At 61.8% G+C, this 25,260-nt stretch carries 18 protein-coding genes; 17 read left to right on the forward strand and 1 reads right to left on the reverse strand.

Features of this window, described 5'->3' with window-relative positions; translation table 11 throughout:
• From E4P01_RS22030 to E4P01_RS22110, 17 genes are all read left to right on the forward strand, one after another.
• Positions 1-703: D-2-hydroxyacid dehydrogenase family protein (locus E4P01_RS22030; RefSeq protein ID WP_248130133.1), on the forward strand; the 703-nt coding region annotated here is incomplete at its 5' end.
• A 459-nt stretch (positions 704-1,162) separates the two neighbouring features.
• Positions 1,163-2,719: a glycogen synthase GlgA gene (glgA, locus tag E4P01_RS22035; protein WP_081883347.1), complete on the forward strand. Its 1,557-nt coding sequence runs from the start codon at positions 1,163-1,165 to the stop codon at positions 2,717-2,719.
• Between the two features lie 31 nt (positions 2,720-2,750).
• Positions 2,751-4,496 (forward strand): malto-oligosyltrehalose trehalohydrolase, encoded by a 1,746-nt coding sequence (gene treZ, locus E4P01_RS22040; RefSeq protein ID WP_216091494.1) that lies wholly within the window; start codon positions 2,751-2,753, stop codon positions 4,494-4,496.
• On the forward strand, positions 4,493-6,577 hold the full coding sequence (malQ, locus tag E4P01_RS22045) for a 4-alpha-glucanotransferase (protein ID WP_216091495.1): 2,085 nt from the start codon (positions 4,493-4,495) through the stop codon (positions 6,575-6,577). Before treZ ends, malQ begins: the two co-directional genes overlap by 4 nt.
• Complete coding sequence (locus E4P01_RS22050) at positions 6,574-9,324, forward strand: malto-oligosyltrehalose synthase (RefSeq protein ID WP_216091496.1); 2,751 nt, start codon at positions 6,574-6,576, stop codon at positions 9,322-9,324. Before malQ ends, E4P01_RS22050 begins: the two co-directional genes overlap by 4 nt.
• 23 nt (positions 9,325-9,347) lie before the next feature.
• The gene (locus E4P01_RS22055; protein ID WP_005788027.1) at positions 9,348-9,608 is read left to right on the forward strand and encodes a DUF2934 domain-containing protein; all 261 of its coding nucleotides are present in this window, start codon (positions 9,348-9,350) and stop codon (positions 9,606-9,608) included.
• 121 nt (positions 9,609-9,729) lie between these two features.
• Positions 9,730-11,889, forward strand: a complete 2,160-nt coding sequence (gene glgX / locus E4P01_RS22060) for a glycogen debranching protein GlgX (RefSeq protein ID WP_148853963.1) — start codon at positions 9,730-9,732, stop codon at positions 11,887-11,889.
• A 1-nt stretch (position 11,890) separates the two neighbouring features.
• Positions 11,891-12,889, forward strand: a complete 999-nt coding sequence (locus tag E4P01_RS22065) for an acyl-CoA dehydrogenase family protein (RefSeq protein ID WP_216091497.1) — start codon at positions 11,891-11,893, stop codon at positions 12,887-12,889.
• Positions 12,886-13,644: a PIG-L family deacetylase gene (locus tag E4P01_RS22070; RefSeq protein WP_032880935.1), complete on the forward strand. Its 759-nt coding sequence runs from the start codon at positions 12,886-12,888 to the stop codon at positions 13,642-13,644. Before E4P01_RS22065 ends, E4P01_RS22070 begins: the two co-directional genes overlap by 4 nt.
• Complete coding sequence (locus E4P01_RS22075) at positions 13,641-14,240, forward strand: SAM-dependent methyltransferase (protein WP_216091498.1); 600 nt, start codon at positions 13,641-13,643, stop codon at positions 14,238-14,240. The genes E4P01_RS22070 and E4P01_RS22075 overlap by 4 nt, the downstream gene beginning before the upstream one ends.
• Entirely contained in the window at positions 14,237-14,896 is a 660-nt protein-coding gene (locus E4P01_RS22080; RefSeq protein WP_216091499.1) for a glycosyltransferase, read from the forward strand. Before E4P01_RS22075 ends, E4P01_RS22080 begins: the two co-directional genes overlap by 4 nt.
• A gap of 143 nt (positions 14,897-15,039) precedes the next feature.
• The gene (locus E4P01_RS22085; protein WP_032880929.1) at positions 15,040-15,801 is read left to right on the forward strand and encodes a PIG-L family deacetylase; all 762 of its coding nucleotides are present in this window, start codon (positions 15,040-15,042) and stop codon (positions 15,799-15,801) included.
• 250 nt (positions 15,802-16,051) lie between these two features.
• Positions 16,052-18,604 (forward strand): autotransporter outer membrane beta-barrel domain-containing protein, encoded by a 2,553-nt coding sequence (locus tag E4P01_RS22090; protein WP_216091500.1) that lies wholly within the window; start codon positions 16,052-16,054, stop codon positions 18,602-18,604.
• A 146-nt stretch (positions 18,605-18,750) separates the two neighbouring features.
• The gene (locus tag E4P01_RS22095) at positions 18,751-20,904 is read left to right on the forward strand and encodes a TonB-dependent siderophore receptor (protein ID WP_216091501.1); all 2,154 of its coding nucleotides are present in this window, start codon (positions 18,751-18,753) and stop codon (positions 20,902-20,904) included.
• Between the two features lie 180 nt (positions 20,905-21,084).
• Complete coding sequence (locus E4P01_RS22100) at positions 21,085-22,578, forward strand: methyl-accepting chemotaxis protein (protein WP_216091502.1); 1,494 nt, start codon at positions 21,085-21,087, stop codon at positions 22,576-22,578.
• A 174-nt stretch (positions 22,579-22,752) separates the two neighbouring features.
• A complete protein-coding gene (locus E4P01_RS22105; RefSeq protein ID WP_216091503.1) occupies positions 22,753-22,992 on the forward strand; it encodes a hypothetical protein in 240 nt (79 codons plus the stop codon).
• Positions 22,993-23,149: 157 nt separating this feature from the next.
• Positions 23,150-24,283 (forward strand): sensor histidine kinase, encoded by a 1,134-nt coding sequence (locus tag E4P01_RS22110; RefSeq protein ID WP_032880919.1) that lies wholly within the window; start codon positions 23,150-23,152, stop codon positions 24,281-24,283.
• A 322-nt stretch (positions 24,284-24,605) separates the two neighbouring features.
• On the opposite strand, the gene E4P01_RS22115 is transcribed toward E4P01_RS22110, so the two are convergent.
• The gene (locus E4P01_RS22115) at positions 24,606-25,121 is read right to left on the reverse strand and encodes a GNAT family N-acetyltransferase (RefSeq protein WP_078821269.1); all 516 of its coding nucleotides are present in this window, start codon (positions 25,119-25,121) and stop codon (positions 24,606-24,608) included.
• Positions 25,122-25,260: the final 139 nt, after the last annotated feature.

Genomic DNA, 25,260 nt, shown 5'->3' on the forward strand with positions numbered 1-25,260 from the left:
TGCCATCGATATTGCCGCCGCCAAGGCCCTGGATATCCAGGTGTGCGGCACCGACAGCTATAAACATGCGGCGCCGGAACTGACCTGGGCGCTGATCATGGCCTCTACGCGCAATCTGCTGGCCGAAGCCAACTCGCTGCGCGCAGGCGGATGGCAGATGGGCCTGGGCGGTGACCTGCATGGCAAGACCCTGGGCGTGCTCGGCCTGGGCAGTATCGGCCAGAAAGTCGCAACGTTCGCCCAGGCATTCGGTATGCGGGTGATCGCCTGGAGCGAAAACCTCACGCCGCAACGGGCGGCTGAAGCAGGCGTGACATGGGTCAGCAAGCGCGAGTTGTTTGAACAGGCGGATATCCTCACCATCCATCTGGTGCTCAGTGAGCGCAGCCGTGGGCTGGTGGATGCCCAGGCTCTGGCGTGGATGAAGCCCACGGCGCACCTGGTGAACACCGCACGCGGGCCGATTGTGGATGAGCAGGCGCTGGTGCAGGTATTGAGCAGTGGCCGCCTGGCCGGGGCGGCGCTGGATGTGTTTGCCCAGGAACCGTTGCCGACTGATCATCCATTTCGCCGCTTGCCCAATGTGCTGGCCACGCCACACGTGGGGTACGTGAGTGAGCACAATTACCGGCAGTTCTATCAACAGATGATTGAAGACATTCAGGCCTGGGCCGATGGCGTGCCCATCCGCGTGCTGGGCTGACGCACCATTTAAGGGCACCCGCCCTTGTGACGAGGGAGCTTGCTCCCGCTGGAGTGCGCAGCGCTCCCAATATCTGGGGTCCGCTACGCGTCCCAGCGGGAGCAAGCTCCCTCGCCACAGCGGCTGGCATATCGTTAGATTTATTTTGTCCTACAAAAAACCGCGCTAAACCCGGCAGGCTCTGGGATCTGGCCTAGACTCATGACCGATGGGTCCGTTCCAAAACAAAAACCCCGCAAAAAATCTAAACTTTCCAACTCCGCCTCAGGTCAAGTTTTAGGTAAGGACGTGCACGAGCGTTTCACGCCGAATGCCCGTTCATCCAATCTTTTTCAGCCGACGTTGCAACTGGCATACGCCTTGCCAGCTTGTATAGCGCTGGTGTGCCTGGCCGCAGGATGCGGCCACTTGGAGCTGATGGCAGCGGGCCATTAGCGAACCAACAAATGGGAGTGCATTATGATCAGTGCCGCAGTAGATACTCAGGGAGAGCGTTTTAGTCAGCCGGTAGGGGGGCCAACGTCTTTGGTCGACCTGCCCAACACTGTGCGGCCGATCGTGAGTCAGAATCCGAATCGAAAGAAAGTCTTGTTCGTCACTTCCGAGTTCGCCGACCTGGTGAAAACCGGTGGCCTGGGCGATGTGTCCGCCGCCCTGCCCCGCGCCATGGCGCATTTGCACGATGTGCGGGTGCTGATCCCCGGGTACCCGCAAGTGATGGAAAGCGACAATCCGATTCATATCGTCGGTGAGCTGGGCGGCCACGCGGCGCTGCCGCCGTGCAAGATCGGGCGTATGGACCTGGCGGACGGCCTGGTCATCTATGTGCTGATCTGCCCCGAACTGTATGAGCGTGAAGGCACGCCGTACGGCGCCAATAACGGCCGCGACTGGCCGGATAACCATATTCGCTTCGCCCGCCTGGGCCTGGCCGCCGCCGACATGGCCGCCAACCTGGCACAGATCCATTGGTGCCCCGACCTGGTGCACGCCCATGACTGGCCCGCGGGCCTTGCGCCGGCGTACATGCACTGGCGTGGGTCACGCACGCCAACACTGTTCACCATTCATAACCTGGCCTATCAGGGTGTGGTGAGCCTGGCGTCGACGCCCGAACTAGGCATCCCACCCCACGCCCTGCAGCAGGAAGGCATGGAGTTCTACGGCAAGATGTCGTTCCTCAAGGCGGGCATGGCGTATTCCAGCCACATCACCACCGTGAGCGCCACCTACGCCCAGGAAATCACCACGCCGGAATTCGGCTGTGGCCTGGATGGCTTTCTTGCCAGCAAGACTCAACAAGGTTTGCTCAGCGGGATTCCCAACGGCATCGACGAAAGCTGGGAAACGTCCACCGATACGCACTTGACCCACAATTTCAATATCGGCGACTGGGAAGGCAAGGCGATAAACGCCACCCATGTGCGCGAGCTGTTTGGACTGCACGCGTCCAACGGCCCGCTATTCGCCGTGGTGTCACGCCTGGTTTATCAGAAGGGTCTGGACCTGACTGAAGCGGTCGCAGGCTTTATCGTCGAAAACGGTGGCCAGATCGCGATCATCGGCCGTGGCGAACCCGAAGAGGAACAGGCCATGCGCGAATTGGCGCTGCGCTTCCCGGGCCAGGTGGGTGTGCGCATCGGCTTCAACGAGACCGATGCCCGCCGCATGTTTGCCGGCAGCGACTTCCTGTTGATGCCCTCGCGCTATGAACCTTGCGGCCTGAGCCAGATGTACGCGCAACGCTTTGGTTCGTTGCCGGTAGCGCGTAATACCGGTGGCCTGGCGGACACCATTGAAGATGGCGTCACCGGCTTCCTGTTCAATGAATCGACGGTGCAAAGCTACGAAGAAGCCCTGCGCCGTGCCTTCAAGGTATTCGCCTTCCCCGGCCTGCTCAACGCCATGCGCAGCCGCGCCATGACACAACCGTTCAACTGGTGCCAGGCGGTTGAACCCTACGCCGAGCTCTACGAACAACTGGTGGCCAAGGCCTTGGGGAAACCAACCAAATAGCCACTTGAACCAACCTGGGAGGTCTTCATAGATGCCGTTACGGACTCTGGACACCTGGCCCCACGGCGCAATCATGCTGGACGCGCAACACACGCGTTTTGCCTTGTGGGCGCCAGACGCTTTTTATGTCAGCGTTGAATTGCAACACGGTAAATCCATCACCCTGCTGCCCCAGGCGGATGGCTGGTTCGAAGTCGAAGCAGCCTGCCCTGCCGGCACGCTCTACCGCTTTAACATCGATGGGGAAAAGGCGGTTCCCGACCCCGCTTCCAGAGCTCAGGCCCAGGACGTACACGGTTGGAGCCAAGTGGTCGACCCCAACGCTTACCCATGGCGCAATACCCAGTGGCAAGGTCGCCCCTGGCACACCGCGGTGATCTACGAACTGCATGTGGGCGCCATGGGTGGCTACGCCGAAATCGAGAAACACCTGCCACGCCTGGCTGAGCTGGGAATCACTGCGATCGAGTTGATGCCACTGGCGCAATTCCCCGGTGAACGCAACTGGGGCTATGACGGCGTGCTGCCCTACGCACCACACGCCGCCTACGGTACGCCCGAACAGCTCAAGCACTTGATCGACACGGCCCATGCCCATGGTTTGGCGGTGATGCTCGATGTGGTCTACAACCACTTCGGGCCCGATGGCAATTACCTGGGCCAGTACGCCAAGGGGTTCTTCCATGAAGACGTGCATACCCCCTGGGGCGCCGGTATCGATTTCGAACGCCGTGAGGTGCGGGATTTCTTCCTTGATAACGCGCTGATGTGGCTGCTCGAATACCGCTTCGACGGCCTGCGCCTGGATGCGGTACACGCCATTGATAATCCCGGGTTCTTGCAGGAGCTGGCGCACCGCGTGCGTCAGCAGGTGCACGACGACCGGCACGTCTGGCTGGTGCTGGAGAACGAGCTGAACCAGGCCAGCCTGCTGAAGGAAGATTTCAACGCCCAGTGGAATGATGACTTTCATAACGTGCTGCACGTGCTGCTGACCGGTGAAACCGACGCCTATTACAGCGATTTCGCCGAACAGCCCACCGCCAAGCTGGCGCGCTGCCTGGGTGAAGGTTTCATCTACCAGGGCGAAACCACCCGCCACGGCCACGCACGCGGCGAACCCAGCGCGGATCTGCCGCCCAGCGCTTTCGTGGCGTTTTTGCAGAACCACGACCAGATCGGCAACCGCGCCCTGGGCGAACGCCTGCACCAACTGTGTTCACCCCAGGCGCTGAACGCGGCGACGGCTCTATTGCTGCTCAGCCCGATGATTCCGCTGATGTTCATGGGCGATGAGGTGAATGCGGCCGAACCCTTTCTGTTTTTCACCGACCATCACGGCGAACTGGCCGAGGCGGTGCGCGAAGGCCGGCGCAACGAGTTCGCCGATTTCGCGGCGTTTCACGACCCCGAACAACGCGAACGTATTCCCGATCCCAATGCACTGGAAACCTTTGTGCAATCGGCACCCTCTTTCGTCGAGAACGAGCACACCCAGCTCTATCGTCAGCTGTTGAGCCTGCGTCACCAACACCTAGTGCCGCACTTGCCGGGCACTGTAGCCTTGGGCGCGCAGGTGATGGCCGAAGGAGCTGTCACGGCGCGTTGGCGCCTGGGCAACGGCAGCCTGTTGCAAATCGACCTGAACCTGAGTGAACAGCCTCTGGATCACCCCGCGCCACACCCCATCATTTTCCAGACGCCTGCCCAGCAAGGTACGCAGTTACCACCGTTGAGCGCACGCGTTTGCTTATCACCTGCCGGAGAACACTTTTGAGCGAAGCGAACCTGGAACTACTCGCCAGTCGCGCGGGCCTGGCCGTCGATTGGATCGATGCCAACGGTCGCCCGCAACACGTGCAGCCCGAGGCCTTGCGCGCCGTTCTCAAAGGGCTGGGGCACCCGGCCGATACCGACGCCGAGATCGACGCCAGCCTGCAGGAACTGGAGCAGGTGCAACAAGACACGCACCTGCCGCCCTTGATCACCATCGACAGCGGCGCAAGCCTGGACCTGGCGCGCTACTTCGCCCCGGACACCCCGTGTCGCGTCAGCCTGGAAGGTGGTGAAACCCTGGAGCTGCGCCTGGACGGCAATGCGGTGCTGCCCGGGGTGATTGCCCTCGGCTACCACCAGGTGCATATCGATGGGCAAACCTTCACCCTGGCCGTTGCGCCCAGCCACTGCTACAGCGTGGCCGACGCGGTGGACAGCCGCCCCGCTCGCGCCTGGGGCTTGAGTGCCCAGCTGTATGCCTTGCGTCGCCTCGGCGATGGTGGCTTTGGGGACACCCTGGCCCTGGAGCATCTGGTGCGCTCGGCTGCCGAACGCGGTGCCGACGCGGTGGCGATCAGCCCCATGCACGCAATGTTCAGCGCCGACACCGAACGTTTCAGCCCTTATTCTCCGTCCAGCCGCCTGTTTCTCAACAGTCTGTACGCCTCGCCCGCCTGCATCCTTGGCGAGCGTGAAGTGCGCGACGCTACCGAGGCCGTCGGCCTGACCGACGAACTGCGGGATTTGGAGCAACTCACGCTGATCGACTGGCCCACCGCCGCCAAGGCCAAGCAACGCCTGCTGCGTGCGCTGTATGAAGACTTCCGCCACGGCGCACATCCGCAACATGCCGACTTCCAGAGCTTCCGCCAGGCCGGCGGCGAGGCCCTGGAAAACCACTGCCGCTTCGAAGCCGTGCAAGCGCAACGTGCCGCCGCCGGCGAAGAGCTCGACTGGCGCCACTGGCCCGAAGACTGGCGCACGCCGCAGAGCCCGGCGCTGGCGCAGTTTGCTGAAGAAAACCGCGATGAGATCGGCTACTTTGCCTTCACCCAATGGTTGATCGCCCGCAGCCTGGCGCGCGCGCAACAGGCCGCCCGTGGCAGCGGCATGGGCATCGGCCTGATTGCCGACCTGGCGGTGGGTGCCGACGGTGGCGGCAGCCAGGCATGGAGTCGCCAGGATGAACTGCTGGCCGACCTCACGGTTGGCGCACCGCCGGATATTCTCAACCGTGCAGGCCAGGGTTGGGGTATCTCCGCCTTCTCCCCGGAAGGTCTCAAGCGCAATGGCTTTCGTGCGTTTATCGAAATGCTGCGGGCCAACTTCGCCCATGCCGGTGGCTTGCGCATCGATCATGTGATGGGCCTGCAACGCCTGTGGGTCATCCCCCTGGGTGCCTCGCCCCGCGAAGGCGCCTACTTGTATTACCCCGTGGACGACCTGCTGCGTTTGCTGGCGCTGGAATCGCACCGCCACCAGGCCATCGTCCTCGGTGAAGACCTGGGTACGGTGCCCGAGGGCCTGCGTGAAAAGCTCAGCGCCCGCTCGATTCTGGGTATGCGCGTATTGCTGTTCGAACAGGACCACGAAGGCCGGTTCACGCCGATTCTTGACTGGCCCGACAACGCCTTGGCCACCACCAGCACCCACGACCTGCCCACGCTCAATGGCTGGTGGCACAGCCGTGATATCGAGTGGAATATCCAGCTCGACCTGATCGACCCTCCCACCGTGGAGCAATGGAGCGAACACCGTCTGCGCGAACGTCATGCACTGCGTCAGGCCTTGAGCCAGGACCCGCAGAACTTTGTCGATGAGATCCGCAACGACACCGACCACGTGATCGACGCCAGCGTGCGCTACCTCGGCCACACCCGTGCGCCACTGGTATTGCTGCCGCTGGAGGACGCGCTGGGCATCGAAGAGCAAGCCAACCTGCCCGGCACCCTCGATACCCACCCCAACTGGCGCCGACGCTTGCCAGGCGAGGCCGCCAGCCTGCTCGACCACGACAGTGCTGCGCGCCGCCTCGAACTGGTGGCCGTGGCGCGCAACCAAGCCTATGAGCGTGACCGATGAACGTACTGCCCCTGCGCGCCACCCAGCGCCTGCAATTTCATAAAGGCTTTACCCTCGATGATGCGGTGCCGCTGGTGCCGTATTTTGCCCGACTGGGCATCAGCCACCTGTATGCCTCGCCGCTCCTGAGCGCCCGCGCCGGCTCCATGCATGGCTACGATGTGGTCGACCCCGCCCGCGTCAACCCGGAGTTGGGTGGCGAGGCAGCATTGCGTCGCCTGGTCGCCACCCTGCGTGAACACAACATGGGCCTGATCCTGGATATCGTTTCCAATCACATGGCCGTGGGTGGCGCGGATAACCCCTGGTGGCTGGACCTGCTGGAATGGGGGCGCTTGAGCCCCTACAGCGAGTTTTTCGACATCCAGTGGCACTCGCCCGACCCGTTGCTCAAAGGCCAATTGCTGATGCCGTTCCTGGGCAGCGATTACGGCGAAGCCTTGCAGAGCGGAGCGTTGACGCTCAAGTTCGACGCCGCTCACGGCAGCTTCTACGCGGAGCATTACGAGCATCGCTTCCCGATCTGCCCACGGGACTACGCCTTGATCCTGGGCGGCGATGAGGTGCTCAAACCGCTGGCCGAGCGTTTCGCCGCCCTCGCCTATCAGGACGATGCCTACACCGAAGCCGCTAGGCTCAAGCAGGCGCTGACCGAACGCGCCACCGAGGTCTTACCGGCCATCAAGCAACGGCTGGCCGCTTTCGATGGTCGCCAGCCTGAGGGTTTCGAGCGCTTGCATCATCTGCTTGAGCAACAGACCTACCGCCTGGCCAGTTGGCGCACCGCCGCAGACGACATCAACTGGCGGCGCTTCTTCGACGTCAATGAGCTGGGCGGCCTGCGCGTGGAGCGCACGGCAGTGTTCGAAGCCACCCACGGCAAGATTTTCGAGCTGATCGGCGCGGGCTTGATCGATGGCCTGCGCATCGACCATATCGACGGCTTGGCCGACCCACGTGGTTATTGCCGCAAACTGCGCCGCCGCGTGGACGCGCTGTCGCCACAGCGCCATTTGCCGATCTTCGTGGAGAAGATCCTCGGCGAAGGCGAAACCCTGCGCGAAGACTGGCAAGTGGACGGCACCACTGGCTACGAATTCATGAATCAACTGTCGTTGCTGCAACACCATCCTGACGGTTTTGCTCCGCTGGCCGACCTGTGGACGCGCCACAGCGAACGGTCCTCGGCGTTTATCGACGAAGCCCGCTTGGCGCGCCAGCAAATCCTCAATGGCTCGTTGGGCGGCGACTTCGAAAGCGTGGCCCAGGCCCTGCTGCAAGTGGCCCGCGATGATGTGATGACCCGCGACCTGACCCTGGGTGCGATCCGTCGGGCCTTGCAGGAGCTGATTGTGCATTTCCCGGTGTACCGCACCTACATCAGTGCCAGGGGCCGCAGCACCGCCGACGACAAGGTGTTCCAGCAGGCCATGGACGGTGCGCGCAGTACCCTTAACGAAGGCGACTGGCCGGTGCTTGAGCACCTGGAAAAATGGTTGGGCGGCCAGCCTTGGCGCAATCGCCCGGTGGGCCGTGAGCGCAAGATCCTCAAACATGCCTGCGTGCGCTTCCAGCAGCTGACATCACCCGCCGCAGCAAAGGCCGTGGAAGACACCGCGTTCTATCGCTCGGCCGTATTGCTGTCGCGTAACGACGTGGGCTTCAGTACCGAACAATTCAGTGCGCCGTTGGCAGATTTTCACCAGGCCAATCAACAGCGCCTCGCTACCTTCCCGAACAATCTGCTGGCCACCGCCACCCATGACCACAAGCGCGGCGAAGACACCCGCGCACGCCTGGCGGTGCTCAGCGAGTGCGCGCCCTGGTATGCCGAACAGGTCGAACACTGGCGCATCCTCGCCGCGCCTTTGCGCGAGGGCACCGACAGCCCCTCGGCGGGTGATGAGCTGATCCTGTATCAGGTGCTGCTCGGCAGTTGGCCGCTGGAGCACAACCCGGACTTTGAGGCTTACCAGCAACGGCTCTGGCAATGGCAACAGAAAGCCCTGCGCGAAGCCAAGTTACAAAGCAGCTGGAGCGCGCCCAACGAAGCCTATGAGCAGGGTGTCGAGCGCTTCCTCAAGCGTCTACTGCTCAGCGAAGCCGGCCAAGCGCTGCGCGATGCGCTCGACAGCGCCGCTCAAGCCATCGCCCCCTCCGGCGCTCTGAACAGCCTGGCGCAAACTTTGCTTCACCTCACCGTGCCGGGTGTACCGGATGTGTACCAGGGCGACGAGTTCTGGGACTTCAGCCTTGTGGATCCGGACAACCGACGCCCGGTGGATTTCGATGCGCGCCAGCGTGCCCTGGATACCTCTCCCGATATCGGTGAGCTGTTGTTCAACTGGCGCGATGGGCGTATCAAACAAGCGTTGATCGCCCAGGTGCTGAACGCGCGCAGAGCCTGTCCCGAGCTGTTTCGCAAAGGCAGCTATACGCCGCTCGAAGTGGTGGGTCGGCACGCGGAGCGCGTGGTTGCGTTTTACCGTGAGCACCAGGGCCAACAGCTGTTGGTGGTGGTGCCGCGCTGGCCTTATCCGTTGCTGGAAAACGGTGTATTTCCCCACATCAATGCGCAGGTGTGGGGCGATACCCGGGTGAAATTACCGTTCGCCACCACAACACAAAACTGGAAGGGACTTTTTCAAACAGGCGCAGTCACACCCAACAAGGAGCTGTTGATCAGCGCTGCCCTGGGGGATCTCCCGGTCAATGTCTTTATCAATCCTGATAATCAAGAAAGCTGAACATTTTCTGTGAGGAGTTTGTGATGAGTAAAGAAGACAAACGTATTCGCGAACTGGCGCATCAGATCTGGGAGTCTGAAGGCAAGCCGGACGGTGCGCACGATCGCCACTGGGAGATGGCGCGCAAACTGGCCGAAGCCGAGGCGCTGACGCCCAGCAAGCCCAAGCCTGCCGCCAAGCCGAAAACCGCGCCCAAGGCGGCCGCCAAACCCAATCCGGTAGCCGCCAAGCCCGCGGCGAAGAAACCGACCGCCCCGAAGAAGCCAAAACCACCCGCCCCATGATTTCTCGGGCCTGCAGCCGTTATCCCAGGCTGCAGGCCCTTTTTCGTCCATGTCCTTTGCTGAAACACCGTCAGCACGGCCGCGTTCGGCCCGAGAAAAGACCCCTTGCAGGAGCAACACCATGAGCAGACCCGAGAACACCACAGCGACGCCGGATCATGAACCGTCGCGGATTCGTGAAGGTTTGCCCTTCCCGCTCGGCGCCACCTGGGATGGCCTGGGCGTCAACTTTGCACTGTTTTCGGCCAACGCCACCAAAGTGGAGTTGTGCCTGTTCGATGACACCGGCGAAGTCGAGCTGGAGCGCATCGAACTGCCCGAATACACCGACGAGATCTTCCACGGTTACCTGCCCGACGCCCACCCCGGGCTGATCTACGGCTACCGCGTGTACGGCGCGTACGACCCGGCCAATGGTCATCGCTTCAACCACAACAAGCTGCTGATCGACCCCTACGCCAAGCAACTGGTGGGCGAACTCAAATGGTCGGAGGCGCTGTTCGGCTACACCATCGGCCACCCGGATGACGACCTCAGCTTCGATGAGCGCGACAGCGCACCCTTCGTGCCCAAGTGCAAGGTTATCGACCCGGCACACACCTGGGGCAACGATCAACCCGTACGGGTGCCTTGGGACCGCACGATCATCTATGAAACCCATCTGCGCGGCATCAGCATGCGCCACCCTTCGGTGGGCGAGTCCGTGCGCGGCACCTGCGCCGGCTTGATGGAAGACGACGTGCTCAAACATATCCGCCAGTTGGGCGTCTCTTCGGTCGAGCTGCTGCCGGTGCACGCCTTCGTCAACGACCAGCACTTGCTGGAAAAAGGCATGACCAACTACTGGGGCTACAACAGCATTGCCTTCTTCGCCCCCGACCCGCGCTACCTGGCCAGCGGCAAGATCGCCGAGTTCAAGGAAATGGTCGCGCACCTGCATGAGCAGAAGCTGGAAGTGATTCTGGACGTGGTCTACAACCACACCGCCGAAGGCAACGAGCGCGGCCCGACCCTGTCCATGCGCGGCATCGACAACGCCTCTTACTACCGCCTGATGCCCGACGACAAGCGCTTCTACATCAACGACTCCGGTACCGGCAACACCCTGGACCTGAGCCACCCTTGCGTGCTGCAAATGGTCACCGACTCCCTGCGTTACTGGGCCACCGAGATGCATGTGGACGGTTTCCGCTTCGACCTGGCAACCATTCTGGGCCGCTACCGCGACGGGTTCGACGAACGCCACAGCTTCCTGGTCGCCTGCCGCCAGGATCCAGTGCTGCGCCAGTTGAAAATGATTGCCGAACCCTGGGACTGCGGCCCCGGCGGCTACCAGGTGGGCAACTTCCCGCCAGGCTGGGTGGAATGGAACGACCGCTTCCGCGACACCGTGCGTGCGTTCTGGAAAGGCGACGACGGCCAACTGGCGGATTTTGCCGGGCGCATGACCGCCTCGGGCGAGATGTTCAACCATCGTGGGCGCCGGCCTTACAGCTCGGTGAACTTCATCACCGCCCACGACGGTTTTACCTTGCACGACCTGGTCTCGTACAACGACAAGCACAACGAGGCCAACGACGAAAACAACCAGGACGGCAGCAATAACAACCTGTCGTGGAACCACGGTGTCGAAGGCCCGACCGACGACCCTGAGATCAACGCACTGCGCCTGCGCCAGATGCGCAACTTCTTCGCCACCCTGCTGCTGGCCCAGGGTACTCCGATGATCGTCGCCGGTGATGAGTTCGCCCGCACCCAGCATGGCAACAACAATGCCTATTGCCAGGACAGCGAAATCGGTTGGGTCAACTGGGACCTGGACGATGACGGCAAGGCCCTGCTCAAGTTCGTCAAGCGCTTGATCAAGCTGCGCCTGGCCTACCCGATTCTGCGTCGTGGACGCTTCCTGGTCGGCGACTACAACGAAGACATCGGCGTAAAAGACGTCACCTGGCTGGCGCCCGATGGCAACGAAATGAACACCGAGCAATGGGAAGACAGCCAGGGTCGCTGCCTGGGCATGTTGATGGATGGCCGCGCCCAGGAAACCGGGATCCGCCGGGCGGGTGCCGATGCTACGCTGCTGCTGGTGGTCAATGCCCACCATGACATGGTCAATTTCCGCCTGCCGCCGGTACCGGAGGGTGAGTTCTGGACGTGCATGCTCGACACCAATGAGCCGGCGATACGCGGCCAGGAGCGTTTTGACTTTGAGCATGAGTACGCCGTGACCGGCCGCTCATTGCTGTTGTTTGAACTGCAGCGTGAAGACGAGGTGTGAAATGGCGTTGCACAGTTTCCTTCAGGGCTACCGGGGCTACGCGGATACGTACGCCCTGGGTACGGCACTGAAGGCACTTCAGGAAGAAGGCCTCGATCAACTGCCGCTGCCGGGCAGCGGCGAAACCCTGGCCCGCTTCAGTCGGCTGGCCCAGGTGGCCGGCCATGACTTGCGCCTGTGCAAGTTGTTCGAAGGTCATACCGACGCGCTGGCGATCATGGCCGAACTCGACAGCCCCGCGCCGCCGCTTGGCAGTACGTGGGGCATGTGGGCGGCCGAACCACCCGCAGCCAAGGTGCGCGTACGGCGCGACGGTCAGTGGCTGATCGTCGATGGACGCAAAGCCTGGTGTTCCGGCGCGGCGGTGGTCAGCCACGGCTTGCTGACTGCCTGGGACGAGGATGATCGGCAGCAGCTGGTGGCCGTGGCGATGGATCAACCCGGCGTCACGGTGTCGGACGAGGGTTGGAATGCGGTAGGCATGGCTGCCACCGGCAGCGTTGACGTTCTGTTCAACGCGGCCAGGGGTATCGCGGTGGGCGGGCCGGGTGATTACCTGTCGCGCCCCGGTTTCTGGCAGGGTGGAGTCGGCATCGCCGCGTGCTGGTATGGCGGCGCGCAACGCCTGGGCGAAGCGCTGCGCACCCACTGTGCGCAACGCTCGGAGCCTCATGCGCTGGCCCATTTGGGGGCAGTTGACAGCGCACTGAACAGCGCCGCTTGCGTACTACGCGCCAGCGCCGAGCAGATAGATCGCGAGCCTCGCGCCGATGCCAGGCAACTGGCCCAACAGGCACGCGCATGTATTGAAGACACCGTCGAGCAGGTCATGCGTCATGTCGGCCATGCGGTAGGCGCCGGCCCCTACTGCAAAGACCCGCACTTTGCCCGGTTGATGGCAGATTTGCCGGTGTATGTGCGGCAAAGTCATGCCGAACGCGACCTGGCTGCCCTCGGCGAACTGGTCACCGGCGACGACTCGGGACGGTGGCAGTTATGAAACCCAATCCGATTGTCGGCCAGGGCACCCCACTCAATCATTGGCAAACCTCGGCACGGCTGGCCGAGTTGCCGCACATCAGCGCCGCGCAGTTGGTACCGCAGGGGCACCGCGCGGTGATCATCGCACCGCACCCGGACGATGAAGTGCTCGGCAGCGGTGGCCTGCTGCAAGGTCTGGCCGTATTGGAGCGCCCAATCCTGTTGATCTCCGTCACTGACGGCAGCGCCAGCCATCCCGGTTCCAAACGCTGGCCGGTGGCACGCCTGGGCGTGGTGCGGCCGCAGGAGTCGGCCCAGGCCCTGCACCGCCTGGGCCTGCCGTTGCACAGCTTGAAGTGGCTGCGCGGCGGCTTTACCGACAGCAAGGTGGCCGAGCGCGAAGCCCAACTGTGCGAGTTCATCCAGCGTCACCTCAAACCCACCGACATCGTGTTCGCCACCTGGCGCGAGGATGGCCATTGCGACCACGAAGCGGTGGGCCGTGCCAGCGCCAAAGCGGCCCAGGCTGTCGGCGCCACCCTGTGCGAACTGCCAGTGTGGACCTGGCACTGGGCGACTGCCGAAGACCACCGGGTGCCCTGGCATCGGGCGCGCAAGATTGCATTGACGCCCGAGCAAGTGGCACGCAAACGCCACGCGATCCACGCGTTCGCCAGCCAGTTGGAGGGCGACCCGCAGGTCGGCCTGCCGCCGGTGCTGGCACCCTACGTAGTGGAACGCTTGCTGCAACCTTTTGAAGTGGTGTTTGTATGAGTGTGGCCACCCCGTACTTTGATCAACTGTTTGCTGGTAACGACGACCCCTGGGCGTTTCGTCAGCGTTGGTACGAACAACGCAAGCGCGTACTGACCCTGGCCGTGCTGACCCGACCGCGCTATGCCTCGATCTTCGAGCCTGGTTGTGCCAACGGCGAGCTGAGCGCCGAACTGGCGACCCGTTGTGAGCGCCTGCTGTGCTGCGACACCGCTAGCGCCGCAGTGCAACTGGCACAGACGCGCCTGACAGCGTTTGCTCATGCTCATGTAGAACAGCGCCGGCTGCCCCAGGAATGGCCCGCGGGTCAGTTCGAACTGATCGTGTTGAGCGAGCTTTGTTACTACCTTGATGTAAATGATCTGAATCGTCTGATCGATTGCGCCCTCGCCGCTTTGACCGATAACGGCCAACTCCTGGCCTGCCACTGGCGCCCGCCCATTGAAGGTTGCCCGCAAACCGCCGAACAGGTGCACGCCCTGCTCCAGCACCGACTGGGTATGCCACCGCTGGTACAGCACCATGACAAGGATTTTCTGCTCGATTTGTGGAGCCGCGATGGCACCTCGGTCGCGCGCCATGAGGGATTGCGATGATCGGCATCTTGATTCCGGTGCACAACGAAGAAGCGCTGCTGGATGACTGCCTGAGGGCTGCGCAGATCGCCGCCAACCATCCGGGGTTGCACGGGGAAACGGTGCAGATCCTGGTAGTGCTCGACAGTTGCAGCGATGCCAGTGCAGCGATCGCCCAGGCGCATGATGTGCAAAGCGTCCAGGTGCAGGCACGCAACGTAGGGCGAGCCCGAGGCGTCGGCGCACGGCACTTGTTGAACCAGGGTGCGCGCTGGATTTCCTGTACCGACGCCGACAGCCGCGTGGCCCCCGACTGGCTGGTGGCTCAACTGGCCCTGGGCTGTGACGCGGTGTGTGGCACCGTGACCGTGGACGCCTGGAGTGAGGGGTTTGACCCCGCGGCGCAGATTCGTTATCACCAGGCTTACCAGGCGCGTGATGGCCATCAGCACATCCATGGCGCCAACCTGGGCGTGAGTGCCAGTGCCTATGTGCAGGCCGGCGGCTTTGAACCGCTGGCGTGCCACGAGGATGTGCAATTGGTGCGCGAACTGGAACGTTGCGGTGCTTCCATTGCCTGGAGCCATGCGCCGCAAGTGGTCACCAGCGCACGCCTGAATTGCCGCGCCCAGGGCGGTTTCGGCGATTACCTGAAAAGCCTGATGATGGTTTCGTAAAAAAACGACAAACCTGTGACACATCCTTGTCTATGCTGAGAGTGGCTTGCATAGCATCCCAGGATTGGAATGCCGTGCACTCACCGCAGCGGAGCCTGCGCTGAAGTCAAGAGCATTACCCACCGACAAGGACGTGACACCCCATGAAGCCTGCCTCCTCAAGCGAAGGCCGTCGCGGCCCCGCGCAAATCTGGAACAGCGCGCCGCAGTTGGCGCAAATCCCCTGCATCGCACTGGCTACCCTGGTGCCGCCCGGTGCCCGGGTTGTGGTGATAGCGCCCCACCCTGGCGATGAAGTCCTGGCGTGCGGCGGTTTGCTGCAACTGCTCAGCACCCGCGAGCATCCGCTGAAATTGATCTCCATTACCGATGGCAGCGCCAGCCATCCAGGCTCCCAGGTGTGGCCGGCCAGGCGCTTGAGCGTAGTGCGCCCCCAGGAAAGCGCCGAGGCCTTGCGCCGCCTCGGTATGCCGTTGCACAGCCTCAAATGGATTCGCGGTGGTTTTTGCGACGACGCGCTAGCTGCCCACGAGCAGCCGATGAGCCAGTTCATTGCGCGCTACTTGCAACCTGGAGACGTGGTGTTTACCACCTGGCGCAATGACGGTAATGACGACCACGATGCAGTCGGTCGGGCGAGTGCAAAAGCCTGTAGCCTGGTGGGCGCGCGCCTGTATGAATTGGCGATCTGGGCCTGGCATTGGCCGGCACGCGAGGGGGCGGTGATTCCCTGGCAACGCGCACGCAAGGTGCGCCTGGACACCTGGAGCGTGGCGCGCAAACTGCACGCCGCCCATGCCTATGCCAGCCAATTGGTCGGCGACCCGCAGATAGGCTTGCCGCCCATGCTCGCCCAAGTGTTGCTTGAGCGTATGCGCGAACCCTACGAGATCGTGTTCACCTAGGCATTGGCTCGTCTATACCTGTCAGGTTTTACAGTGGCGGCCTTTTCGATCTGCAATTAAGGTGCGACAAGTGCTGCGCCAGTTGAGGTGCAGTCGAGAAAGCCATGCCAACCCATTGCATTGCCCGGTGTTTTCAGATGCAGGTAACTCGTAGTCCCTGATCCGTATCGCGTTCGTTGTTGCCATGGTTTTGAACCGCGCCCGCTGTTCCGGGCGACGGGACATCATTGTGCTCAAGCGAGGACGGATCATGCGCACACGGATAACTTCTTTGTTGTACTCAGCGATTATTCTGACGGCATGGCCGTTTGCCTCGTATGCGGCGTGCACGGTCAATAACACGCCAGGCAACGACACCTCCAGTTGTGACAGCGCCACCGCGCCGGGCTTTATCGATACCGGCGGCGACAACACCCTCGAACTCACCGCCACGGGTCGAGTAAGCGGGAATGTGATCTTTGGAAGCGGCAATGATCACGTGGTTGTCAACGGCCCGAGCGCGGGCATCGATGGCAACCTCAACCAGGGTGATGGCAATAACATTTTCCAGCTCAACCAGGGCAGTATCACCGGATCCATCAGCCAAGGCGCGGGCGCTGATGGGGTGGAGATTTCCGGGGGCCAGGCAGGCGCTGTCAACCAGGGCTCCGGGATCGACCGTTTTGACATGCGCGGCGGCACCATTGCCTCGCTGGAACAGGGCGACGGCCTGGACGTCTTCAACATGAGCGACGGCATCATCACCGGCGGCTTCGACGACGGCGACAATGCGACGATGACCGGCGGCACCATCGGCCGGGTCAACATGAAACTCGATGACAACCGGTTCGATATGTCTGGTGGCCGGATCATCGGCAACCTGGTGACCGGCTTCGGCAAAGACACCATCCTGATTTCAAACAACGCGTTCGTGGGCGGCAATATCAGCGTCAGCGGCGGTGACGATCAGGTGATCATTTCCGGTGGTGAGGTTAACGGGCAAGTGTTGCTCAGCTTCGGTAACGATGAATTTATCTGGTCCGGCGGCAACCTGCATTCCTCCGTGTTAATGGGGGCCGGCGACGATACGGCGCTGCTTCAGGGGCTGGTGGCTGAGCAAGTGGCGGCTGCGCAGCTGATAGATGGTGGCGTGGGGATTGACGCCCTGACCCTGGACAACACCAAAACCGCTGATCCCGGCCTGTTTGCCAACTGGGAAAGCATTCGCCTGGACAACGGCTCACAAATGAACCTGGGCGGGACGTTGACTCTGGGGGACAGCGAGACTGGCACCGGCGCCCTGCTCATTGATAGCACCAGTGCACTGCTGATCAACACGGGCGGGATCAATCCGTTTACCGCCGGCCAGTTGGTCAACGTGACCAACAGCGGCACCCTCGACATGGTCACTGGCAGCACCACCGCCCGTGACACCTTGACCATCAACGGCAACTACACCGGCAACGGCGGGCGTCTGGCGCTGCAAACCGTGTTGGGAGCAGACGACTCGGCCAGCGACAAACTGGTGGTCAGCAACGGCACACTGCAGGGCAACACCACCCTGTTGATTACCAACCTTGGGGGCGCCGGCGCGGCGACGTTACAAGACGGCATCCAGGTAGTGCAGGCGCTCAATGGCGCCAGCGGGCCTGGCACTGCCTTTACCTTGGGCAATACGGTAACGGCCGGGGCGTTTGACTACTACCTGTTCAAAGGCGCGAGCACGGCTGGAACCGAGCAGAGTTACTACCTGCGCTCCACGATTCCGGTCACACCGCTGCCCGAACCTGAAGGGCCGGTCACGCCAGTGCCTGAGCCGGTGGTTGGAACCCCGCCCCTGCCGTCTAACCCCACTGACAAGGAGGTCCCGATCTATCGCCCCGAAGTACCGCTGTACTCTGTGTTGTTTCCTGCCGCGCAGCAAATCGTGCAGGGCATGCTCGGCACGTATCACGAGCGCATGGGCGATCAGAGCCGGCAACAGCAAACCGGCGTCATGCCGGCAGGTTGGGGCCGGGTCTACGGCAGCAGCAGCCGCCAGAGTCTCGCCGGTGCGGTCAACCCTACATTGGACGGTTCGCTGACAGGGTTCCAGGTTGGCACCGATGTGTTCGCCAGCCTGCTGGACAACGGTGTGTTGCAGCGCCTTGGGTTCTTCGTCGGTCACAGTCGCCTCAAAGGCAATGTAAAAGGCTTCAACGGCGGCTGGGAGAACAAGGACGCCGGCAAAACTACCTTGCGCGGCGATAGCCTGGGGGTCTACTGGACACTGATCGGCGCCAACCAGGCTTATCTTGACCTGGTGTTGATGGGCACCCGCTTTGATGGCAACAACGAGTCAGCGCGTGGCGTCAAGATGAAAACCCGCGGGCATAACGTTACCGCCTCCGCCGAAGTGGGCTGGCCGTTCGCGCTGAGCGCTCGCTGGATTCTGGAGCCCCAGGCGCAGTTGATCGTCGGCAAAACCAAGCTCGATAGCCAAAACGACGGTATTTCCCACGTTTCCTATGACGCCGATACCAACGTCACTACGCGCCTGGGTGTGCGCTTGCGCGGCGATTACACCGTCAATGGCCTGCCGCTGCAGCCTTATGTGCGTGCGAATGTCTGGCATTCCAGCGCTGGGGACAACAGTGTGATATTCAACGATGTGACGCGTATAGACACCGAACAGAAATCCACCACGATGGATGCCAGCCTCGGGGCAACCCTGCAAGTTGCCCAGGGCATCAGCCTGTACGGTGAAGTCGGTTATGACCGCAACCTGGACAGCAATAGCTTCAACGGCCGCCATGGGACGCTCGGCGTAAGAATGGATTTCTGACCCAGAAACCGCTGTAGGAGCGAGCAAGCTCGCTCCTACACGGCCATGTAAGACTTTTTCCCAGAGCTTGGATCTGCCACACTGATGCGAATAATTATCAACAGATTTTTTATTTGCCACGGATGGCCTTTGGGAGCCCTATATCCATGTCTGTGCAACAACGCGTCAGCAACGTTTTTTCACCCAGCTCAATGGCGATGGCGATCTGCCTAGCAACCTCACAAGCGGCCCTGGCCGCCGACGCCGAAGCCCCGGCCACCATTGAGCTGGGCGCCACCCAGGTGTCGGGCCAGCAGCTTGGCGCAACCACTGAAGGCAGCGAGTCATACACCACCGGCTCGATGAAGACTGCAACCAAACTGCCGCTGACCCTGCGTGAAACCCCACAAGCTGTCACCGTGATTACGCGCCAGCGCATGGATGACCAGGCCATGACCAGCATCAACGACGTGGTCAACGCAACGCCCGGGTTGTTCCTGAACTACTCCAACGGCCCCGGCCGGCAGGCTTACACCGCACGCGGCTTCAATGTCGACAACCTCATGTATGACGGTATCCCCAGCGGTTACAACGGCGCGTCGGTGGGCGCCCAGCCAAACCTGGCGATGTTCGACCGCGTCGAGGTGGTGCGCGGCGCTACCGGCCTGGTGACCGGCGCGGGCAACCCTTCGGCCGCCATCAACCTGATCCGCAAGCGGCCCCTGGACGAACAGAAAGTCACCCTCACCGGCGCCGCCGGCAGCTGGGATGACTACCGTGGCGAATTCGACGCCTCCAGCCCGCTCAACCCCAGTGGCACCTGGCGCGGTCGCGTCGTCACGTCCTACCGCGACGCCAACAGCTTTATCGACAAGGCCGAGCAGGATCACGGCCTGTTCTACGCCGTCACCGAAGCCGACCTGAGCGAAGACACCACTCTCACCCTCGGCTACTCGAACCAGAAGGACAAGACCAACTACTTCTGGGGGGCTTCGATGGTCGGCCTGGATGGCCATCACCTGGACCTATCGCGCTCCTACAACCCCGGTACCGACTGGGAAAACAAAGACCAGGAAATCAATACCGTGTTCGCCGAGCTGCGCCAGCGCCTGGCCAATGACTGGAGCCTGCAGGTCAACGCCAATTATTCCGAACAGGACGCATTGTTCTCCGGCTCCTACCAATCGCGCTGGACGAACAAGACCCTCGCCCGCACGGTGTATCAGGCCCGCTATGATGAAAACCAGGCCGGCGTCGACGCCTTTGCCAGCGGCCCGTTCGAGGCGTTCGGGCGCACTCATGAACTGGTGGTGGGCGCCAGCAAGCGCATCTACGACATGACCACTCATAACTACAGCCCGTATGAAATGAACTGGCCGATCAATGCCGGCAAACCGAACTTCACCCGCACCAATAACGCTCGTGAAGTCACCACCCAGGACGGTTTCTACCTGACCTCGCGCCTGAGCCTGGCTGACCCGTTGAAGCTGATCCTTGGCGGGCGCTTGGATTGGTATGACTATGACAACCGTGATGGCGACGGCGACTACAAGGTTACCCGCAACCTCACCCGCTACGCCGGCTTGATCTACGAACTGAACGACCAGCACTCGGTGTATGCAAGCTACAGCGACATCTTCACGCCACAGAAAGAGAAGAGCACTGCCGGCACCCCGCTCAAGCCCATCGTCGGCAAGAACTATGAAATCGGCCTCAAGGGCGAATACCTGGGGGGCGCGTTGAATGCGAGCGTGGCGCTGTTCCGCGTTGACCAGGAAAACCGCGCCGTGCAGATCGTTGTGCCGAACTGCCCACAGGCCTCATGCAACCAGGCCTCGGGGGAAATCCGCAGCCAGGGCATCGACTTCGAACTGCAAGGTGCCTTGACCGAGAACTGGCAAGTCGGCGGTGGCTACACCTACGCGCGAACCCACACCATCAAGGACGACGCCAACCCGCAGAAGGTCAACAAGCAGTTCGACACCGACACCCCCGAACACCTGTTCAAAGTCACCACTCGCTATAACTTCCAGGGTCCACTGGAAAAACTCCGGGTCGGCGGCAACATCTCCTGGCAGAGCCGCATGTACAACGACATCAAGCTGGCCGATGGCAGCACCTACCGGCTCAAGCAAGGCGGTTACGCCGTCACCGACCTGATGGCCGGCTACCGGGTCAACCAACACCTGGACCTGCAAGTCAATGCCAACAACATCTTCGATCGCCGGTACTACCAGTCCATTTCCAACGATGTGGACTATGGCGGCGACTCCTATGGCAGCCCACGCAACATGATGCTGACCGCCAAATACAGCTTCTGATTCCAGGCTGTACCGTGGGAGGGCCTGCGCCCTCCCACTCAAGTCCCCTTCCCGCCTGCCGATAACCGATTGCCGGATCTGATCCGGTAAAAAACGCTGCACCTGACTTGCTATCGACCAGCGGCCCTCGTGGCACGCCACATGCTTGGTTGCTGGCATCACTACATGGAGTAACCGTGAATGCCCCTTCGCACACGCTTCCAGGAGCACTATCGCAAGGCCGACCGCATCATGCTGGCATTGATCTGGCTGATGTTCCTGTTCTCCCTGGGGTTGGCGTTCTGGCATGACACCTTGCTCCAGGCGCTGATCGTCGGTGGCGGCACCGGCATGGTGCTGACGGCGCTCTACCGTGTCATCGGCGGCACCCGCGTGATGCGTTGCGCACTGGGCGCCGGCTTGATGGTGATGGCGGCGTTGCACATCAATCAGGCACACGGGGTGATCGAATCCCACTTCGGCATTTTCGCGCTGTTGGCGGTGTTGACCTTCTACCGTGACTGGCTGCCGATCCTGGTGGCGGCGCTGACCATCGCCGTGCACCACCTGGTGTTCCATGCGCTGCAGCACCAGGGTTTGCCGGTGTTTGTGATGGAGCATCACGGCGGCTGGACGATGATCTTCGTCCACGCCTTCTATGTGGTGATGGAAACCGTGGCCCTGTTGTACCTGGCGGTCCACAGCCAGGCGGAAGCTGTCGAAAGCCAGGAAATGCTTGAGAAGATGCTCGCTGTAACTTCACAGTTCACCGAGCAAAGCGCGCAGGGTGAAGACAAGGTACGCGTGTCCCTGGCCAAGCGCTTCGACCACTTCCTGCAACAACTGACTCACCTGATCGACGGTGTCGCCCGCGACTCCCACGGCCTGGGGCAACTCGGCCAGGAACTGGCCTGCGCCAGTGGCACCCTGGAAAAAGGTGCGCGGCATCAACTGGTGCAGATCGGCGAAATGAACGGTTCGATGCAGCGCATGGAAGACGCCATGGGCCACATTACGGTGCAAGTCGAACAAGCCGTGGAACACGCCGGCCAAGCCAGTCAGCAAATTGTTCGCGGCCAGGAGAGCGTCGGCCGCGCCCAGCTTGAAATCAGCCAGTTGGCCTCACGCATCAACGGCACTGAATCCACCGTGCAATCGTTGGCCGTGCAGGCCGAGCAAATCGGCTCGGTGCTGGAAGTGATCAGCAGCATCGCCAACCAGACCAACCTGCTGGCCCTCAACGCGGCCATCGAAGCCGCCCGCGCCGGCGAGCAAGGCCGCGGGTTTGCCGTGGTCGCCGACGAAGTGCGCAGCCTGGCACAGCGCACCGCCCTCTCCACCCAGGAAATCAAAACCATCATCGAGGGCCTGCAGCATGGCAGCCGCGAGGCCGTCGAAGCCATGCACGCCAGCCGCGAAGGCGTGGAGCGTTGCGTGCAAGACAGCCAATTGGCGGTGCAGATGCTCCGGGCGGTCGGCGAGGACATTGCGCATATCGATCAACTTAATGGCCGCATCGTCGCGACCACCCGCGAGCAGACCTCGGCGAACCTGGAGATCGTCGGGCGCTTGCAGTCGGTGCAGAGCATCGCCCAAAGCACCGCCGACGATGTCGAAACCCTGGCGCGCAGCAGCGAACGCCTGCCGCCGATTGCGGTGCGCCTGGATGCATTGGGGCGCAGGTTTCATCCTTGAATGCGCCGGTACGCTCCCCGTGAGGCTTTTCGCTGCACATCATCGCCTTCCGCTCGCACACAGCGAAACTCCTGCACCGTCTTTCGGTCGATGCTTTCAAGAGACCGATAGCGCCTCAGATGCCTTGTGTGTGCGTGTGTGCGTGTGTGTGTAATGAATGCTGCGGAGACAGCCATGAAAGAAGCCTTCAACGATTTGCCCGGCCCCATAAAGCGACAGGCTGACAGACTCCTTCGCGAGATCGAACTCGCGGGGTCGATGATTCTTGCAGTCAAAGGGGGGGCCAAAGCCCAGGGGTTTGTTCTGGGAATAAACTGCTGTGAGGGTCTGACATCCGAGCGCTGTGAGCAACTGGCAAGCCATTTTGACAGCGTTGTAGAGCACAAGCTGAGGTCGCTGACACTCGGGTTTTAGCGTCAGCGGGATGAACTCTGTCGGCACGCAGAGTGGATCAATGCTATCGCTACCCCCGGCCGCGCTTTTAAAGCTGCGAACAACCTCCTACACTGCCGGGAATTTCCCTGCATCTGCGCCGCCTCGCTCTTGTGCCCTACCCTTCAGGATTACAGACATGCGCCTGGCCGATTTCATCCTTGAGCACCTCGAACCGATTCTGCAAGCCTGGGAAGATTTCGCCAGAACCCTCGACACCCCGGGCGAGGACCTCGACAGCGTGGCGCTGCGCGACCATGCCGAGCAGATGTTGCGAGCCATCGTCAGCGACCTGCGAACCAAACAGACCCGCCAAGAGCAAATCGCCAAGGCCCAGGGCCTGGCCCCCGCGGAGGAGCAGGAGACCGCGGCAGAAATCCACGCCATCACGCGGTTGATGGCCGGCTTCACTATCGATCAGATGGTGTCGGAATACCGCGCCCTGCGCACCAGCGTGGTCAGCCAGTGGATGCGCCAGATCAAGGACGGCACGCCGATCAACGTTGACGACATGACCCGTTTCCACGAGGCCATTGACCAGGCCCTCGCCGAGTCCATCGCCAGCTATTCGCGCGCGGTCGAGGCATCGCGCAACGTGTTTCTGGGCATCCTCGGCCACGACCTGCGCACGCCGCTCGGCGCGATCCTGCTGGGTGCCGACGTGCTGCGGCGCTCCCAGGATGCAGGCCCCAAGGCGAACAAAGTGGCCAATCAGATCTACACCAGTGTGCGCCGAGCGAGCAAGATCGTCGGCGACTTGCTCGACCTGACCCGCTGCCAGATGGGGCCGGGCATTCCGGTCAGAACGGCCGATATAGACCTCTCACCGCTTTGCCAGCGTGTCGTTGAAGAAATCCGCACGTTTCATCCTGAAGCGATCATCCTGTTCGATTCGAAGACCCAGGCGTCGGGCCAGTTCGACGGCGCCCGAATGGAGCAGGTGTTCTCGAACATCGTCAGCAACGCCGTGCAGCATGGCGACACCACGCGGCCTATCCAGGTCGAGTTGGAGTTACAGGAAGATTTCGCGGTATTTTCCGTGCACAACAGTGGAGAGGCGATACCTGAGGATGTGCTGCCGTTCATCTTCAACCCCATGGGCCGCTTCTCTCAGCGTACTGCCGTCAATCACGGCCCCACAGAGGGCTTGGGCCTGGGCCTGTTCATCGCCTCGGAAATCGTCGCTTCCCATGGCGGATCGATTGAGGTCAGCTCTGATACCGAACACGGCACGGTGTTTCATGTGCGGCTTCCCCTCAATTCGATAGCCTAGGTATCAACACAGCTTCGGCGCGACCCTGAACCGATGGGAAGGGGCAAGCCCTAATACCAGTCAGTTAAGCGAACGAAATGCTCAAAGCAGCGCAGATCAAATGTGGGAGCGGGCTTGCCCGCGAAGACGTCGGCCCAGTAAACATTGGTGTTGACTGACCCACCGCTTTCGCGAGCAAGCCCGCTCCCACAGGAGATCTACGTTTAACTGACCGGCATGGTTATATTCTGAACCCGGTCAACAAGAACAAGTCGATTTGGTTGACGACGCAAGGGCTGGAGCGAGGCCGGCAACTGGCTGATCGGTTGTTTGGAACAAAAACTCAGGTAAAGGACAACCTGTACCGCACCTCCACCAGTGTGACGCCGCCCCTCTCAATCTTGAGTTCGCTGCCTGCGTCCTCGACACAACCGACCCTGCGATAAAAGCGCATGGCCCGTTCATTGCGGGCCAGGACCCAAAGCGTCAGGCAGTCATACCCCTGCTGAACCAACGCCTGCAAGCCCGCGTTCCACAGCGCCAGCCCGACGCCCGTTTGCCAATACCTGGTCAGAACATAGATGGCCATAACCTCCCCTGCATTTGCCCCGGCGGCCTCTTCGTCACGGCTGGCGCCAACGGCTATCCACCCGACAATCTGCTGGTCCACCTCTGCGACCCATACACCAGGTTCGCCCGCGGCTATCGAGCGACGCCAATAGGCTTCGCGCTGAACCAGGGTGGCCTGCAACCCGTTCAAGTAGTCGGTGGGCATCAGGTCGCGATACGCCTCTTGCCAACTGCTGATATGCACTTGGGCAATGGCGTTTGCGTCGGTGGGTAATCCTCTGCGAATCATGCGTGCTCCTTCCCTCGTGCACTGAATCTTGTCTTCGCAGTATGACTGCGGGCTTATGACGAAATCAGTTTCGCCGGGGACGAAATAAAGATCCTGCGCTCCGGCACGCAGATGCACTGCCAGCCTCATTGCTGTCCCT

It is taken from the genome of Pseudomonas sp. NCIMB 10586, assembly GCF_023127895.1.
GTDB classification, from domain to species: domain Bacteria; phylum Pseudomonadota; class Gammaproteobacteria; order Pseudomonadales; family Pseudomonadaceae; genus Aquipseudomonas; species Aquipseudomonas synxantha_A.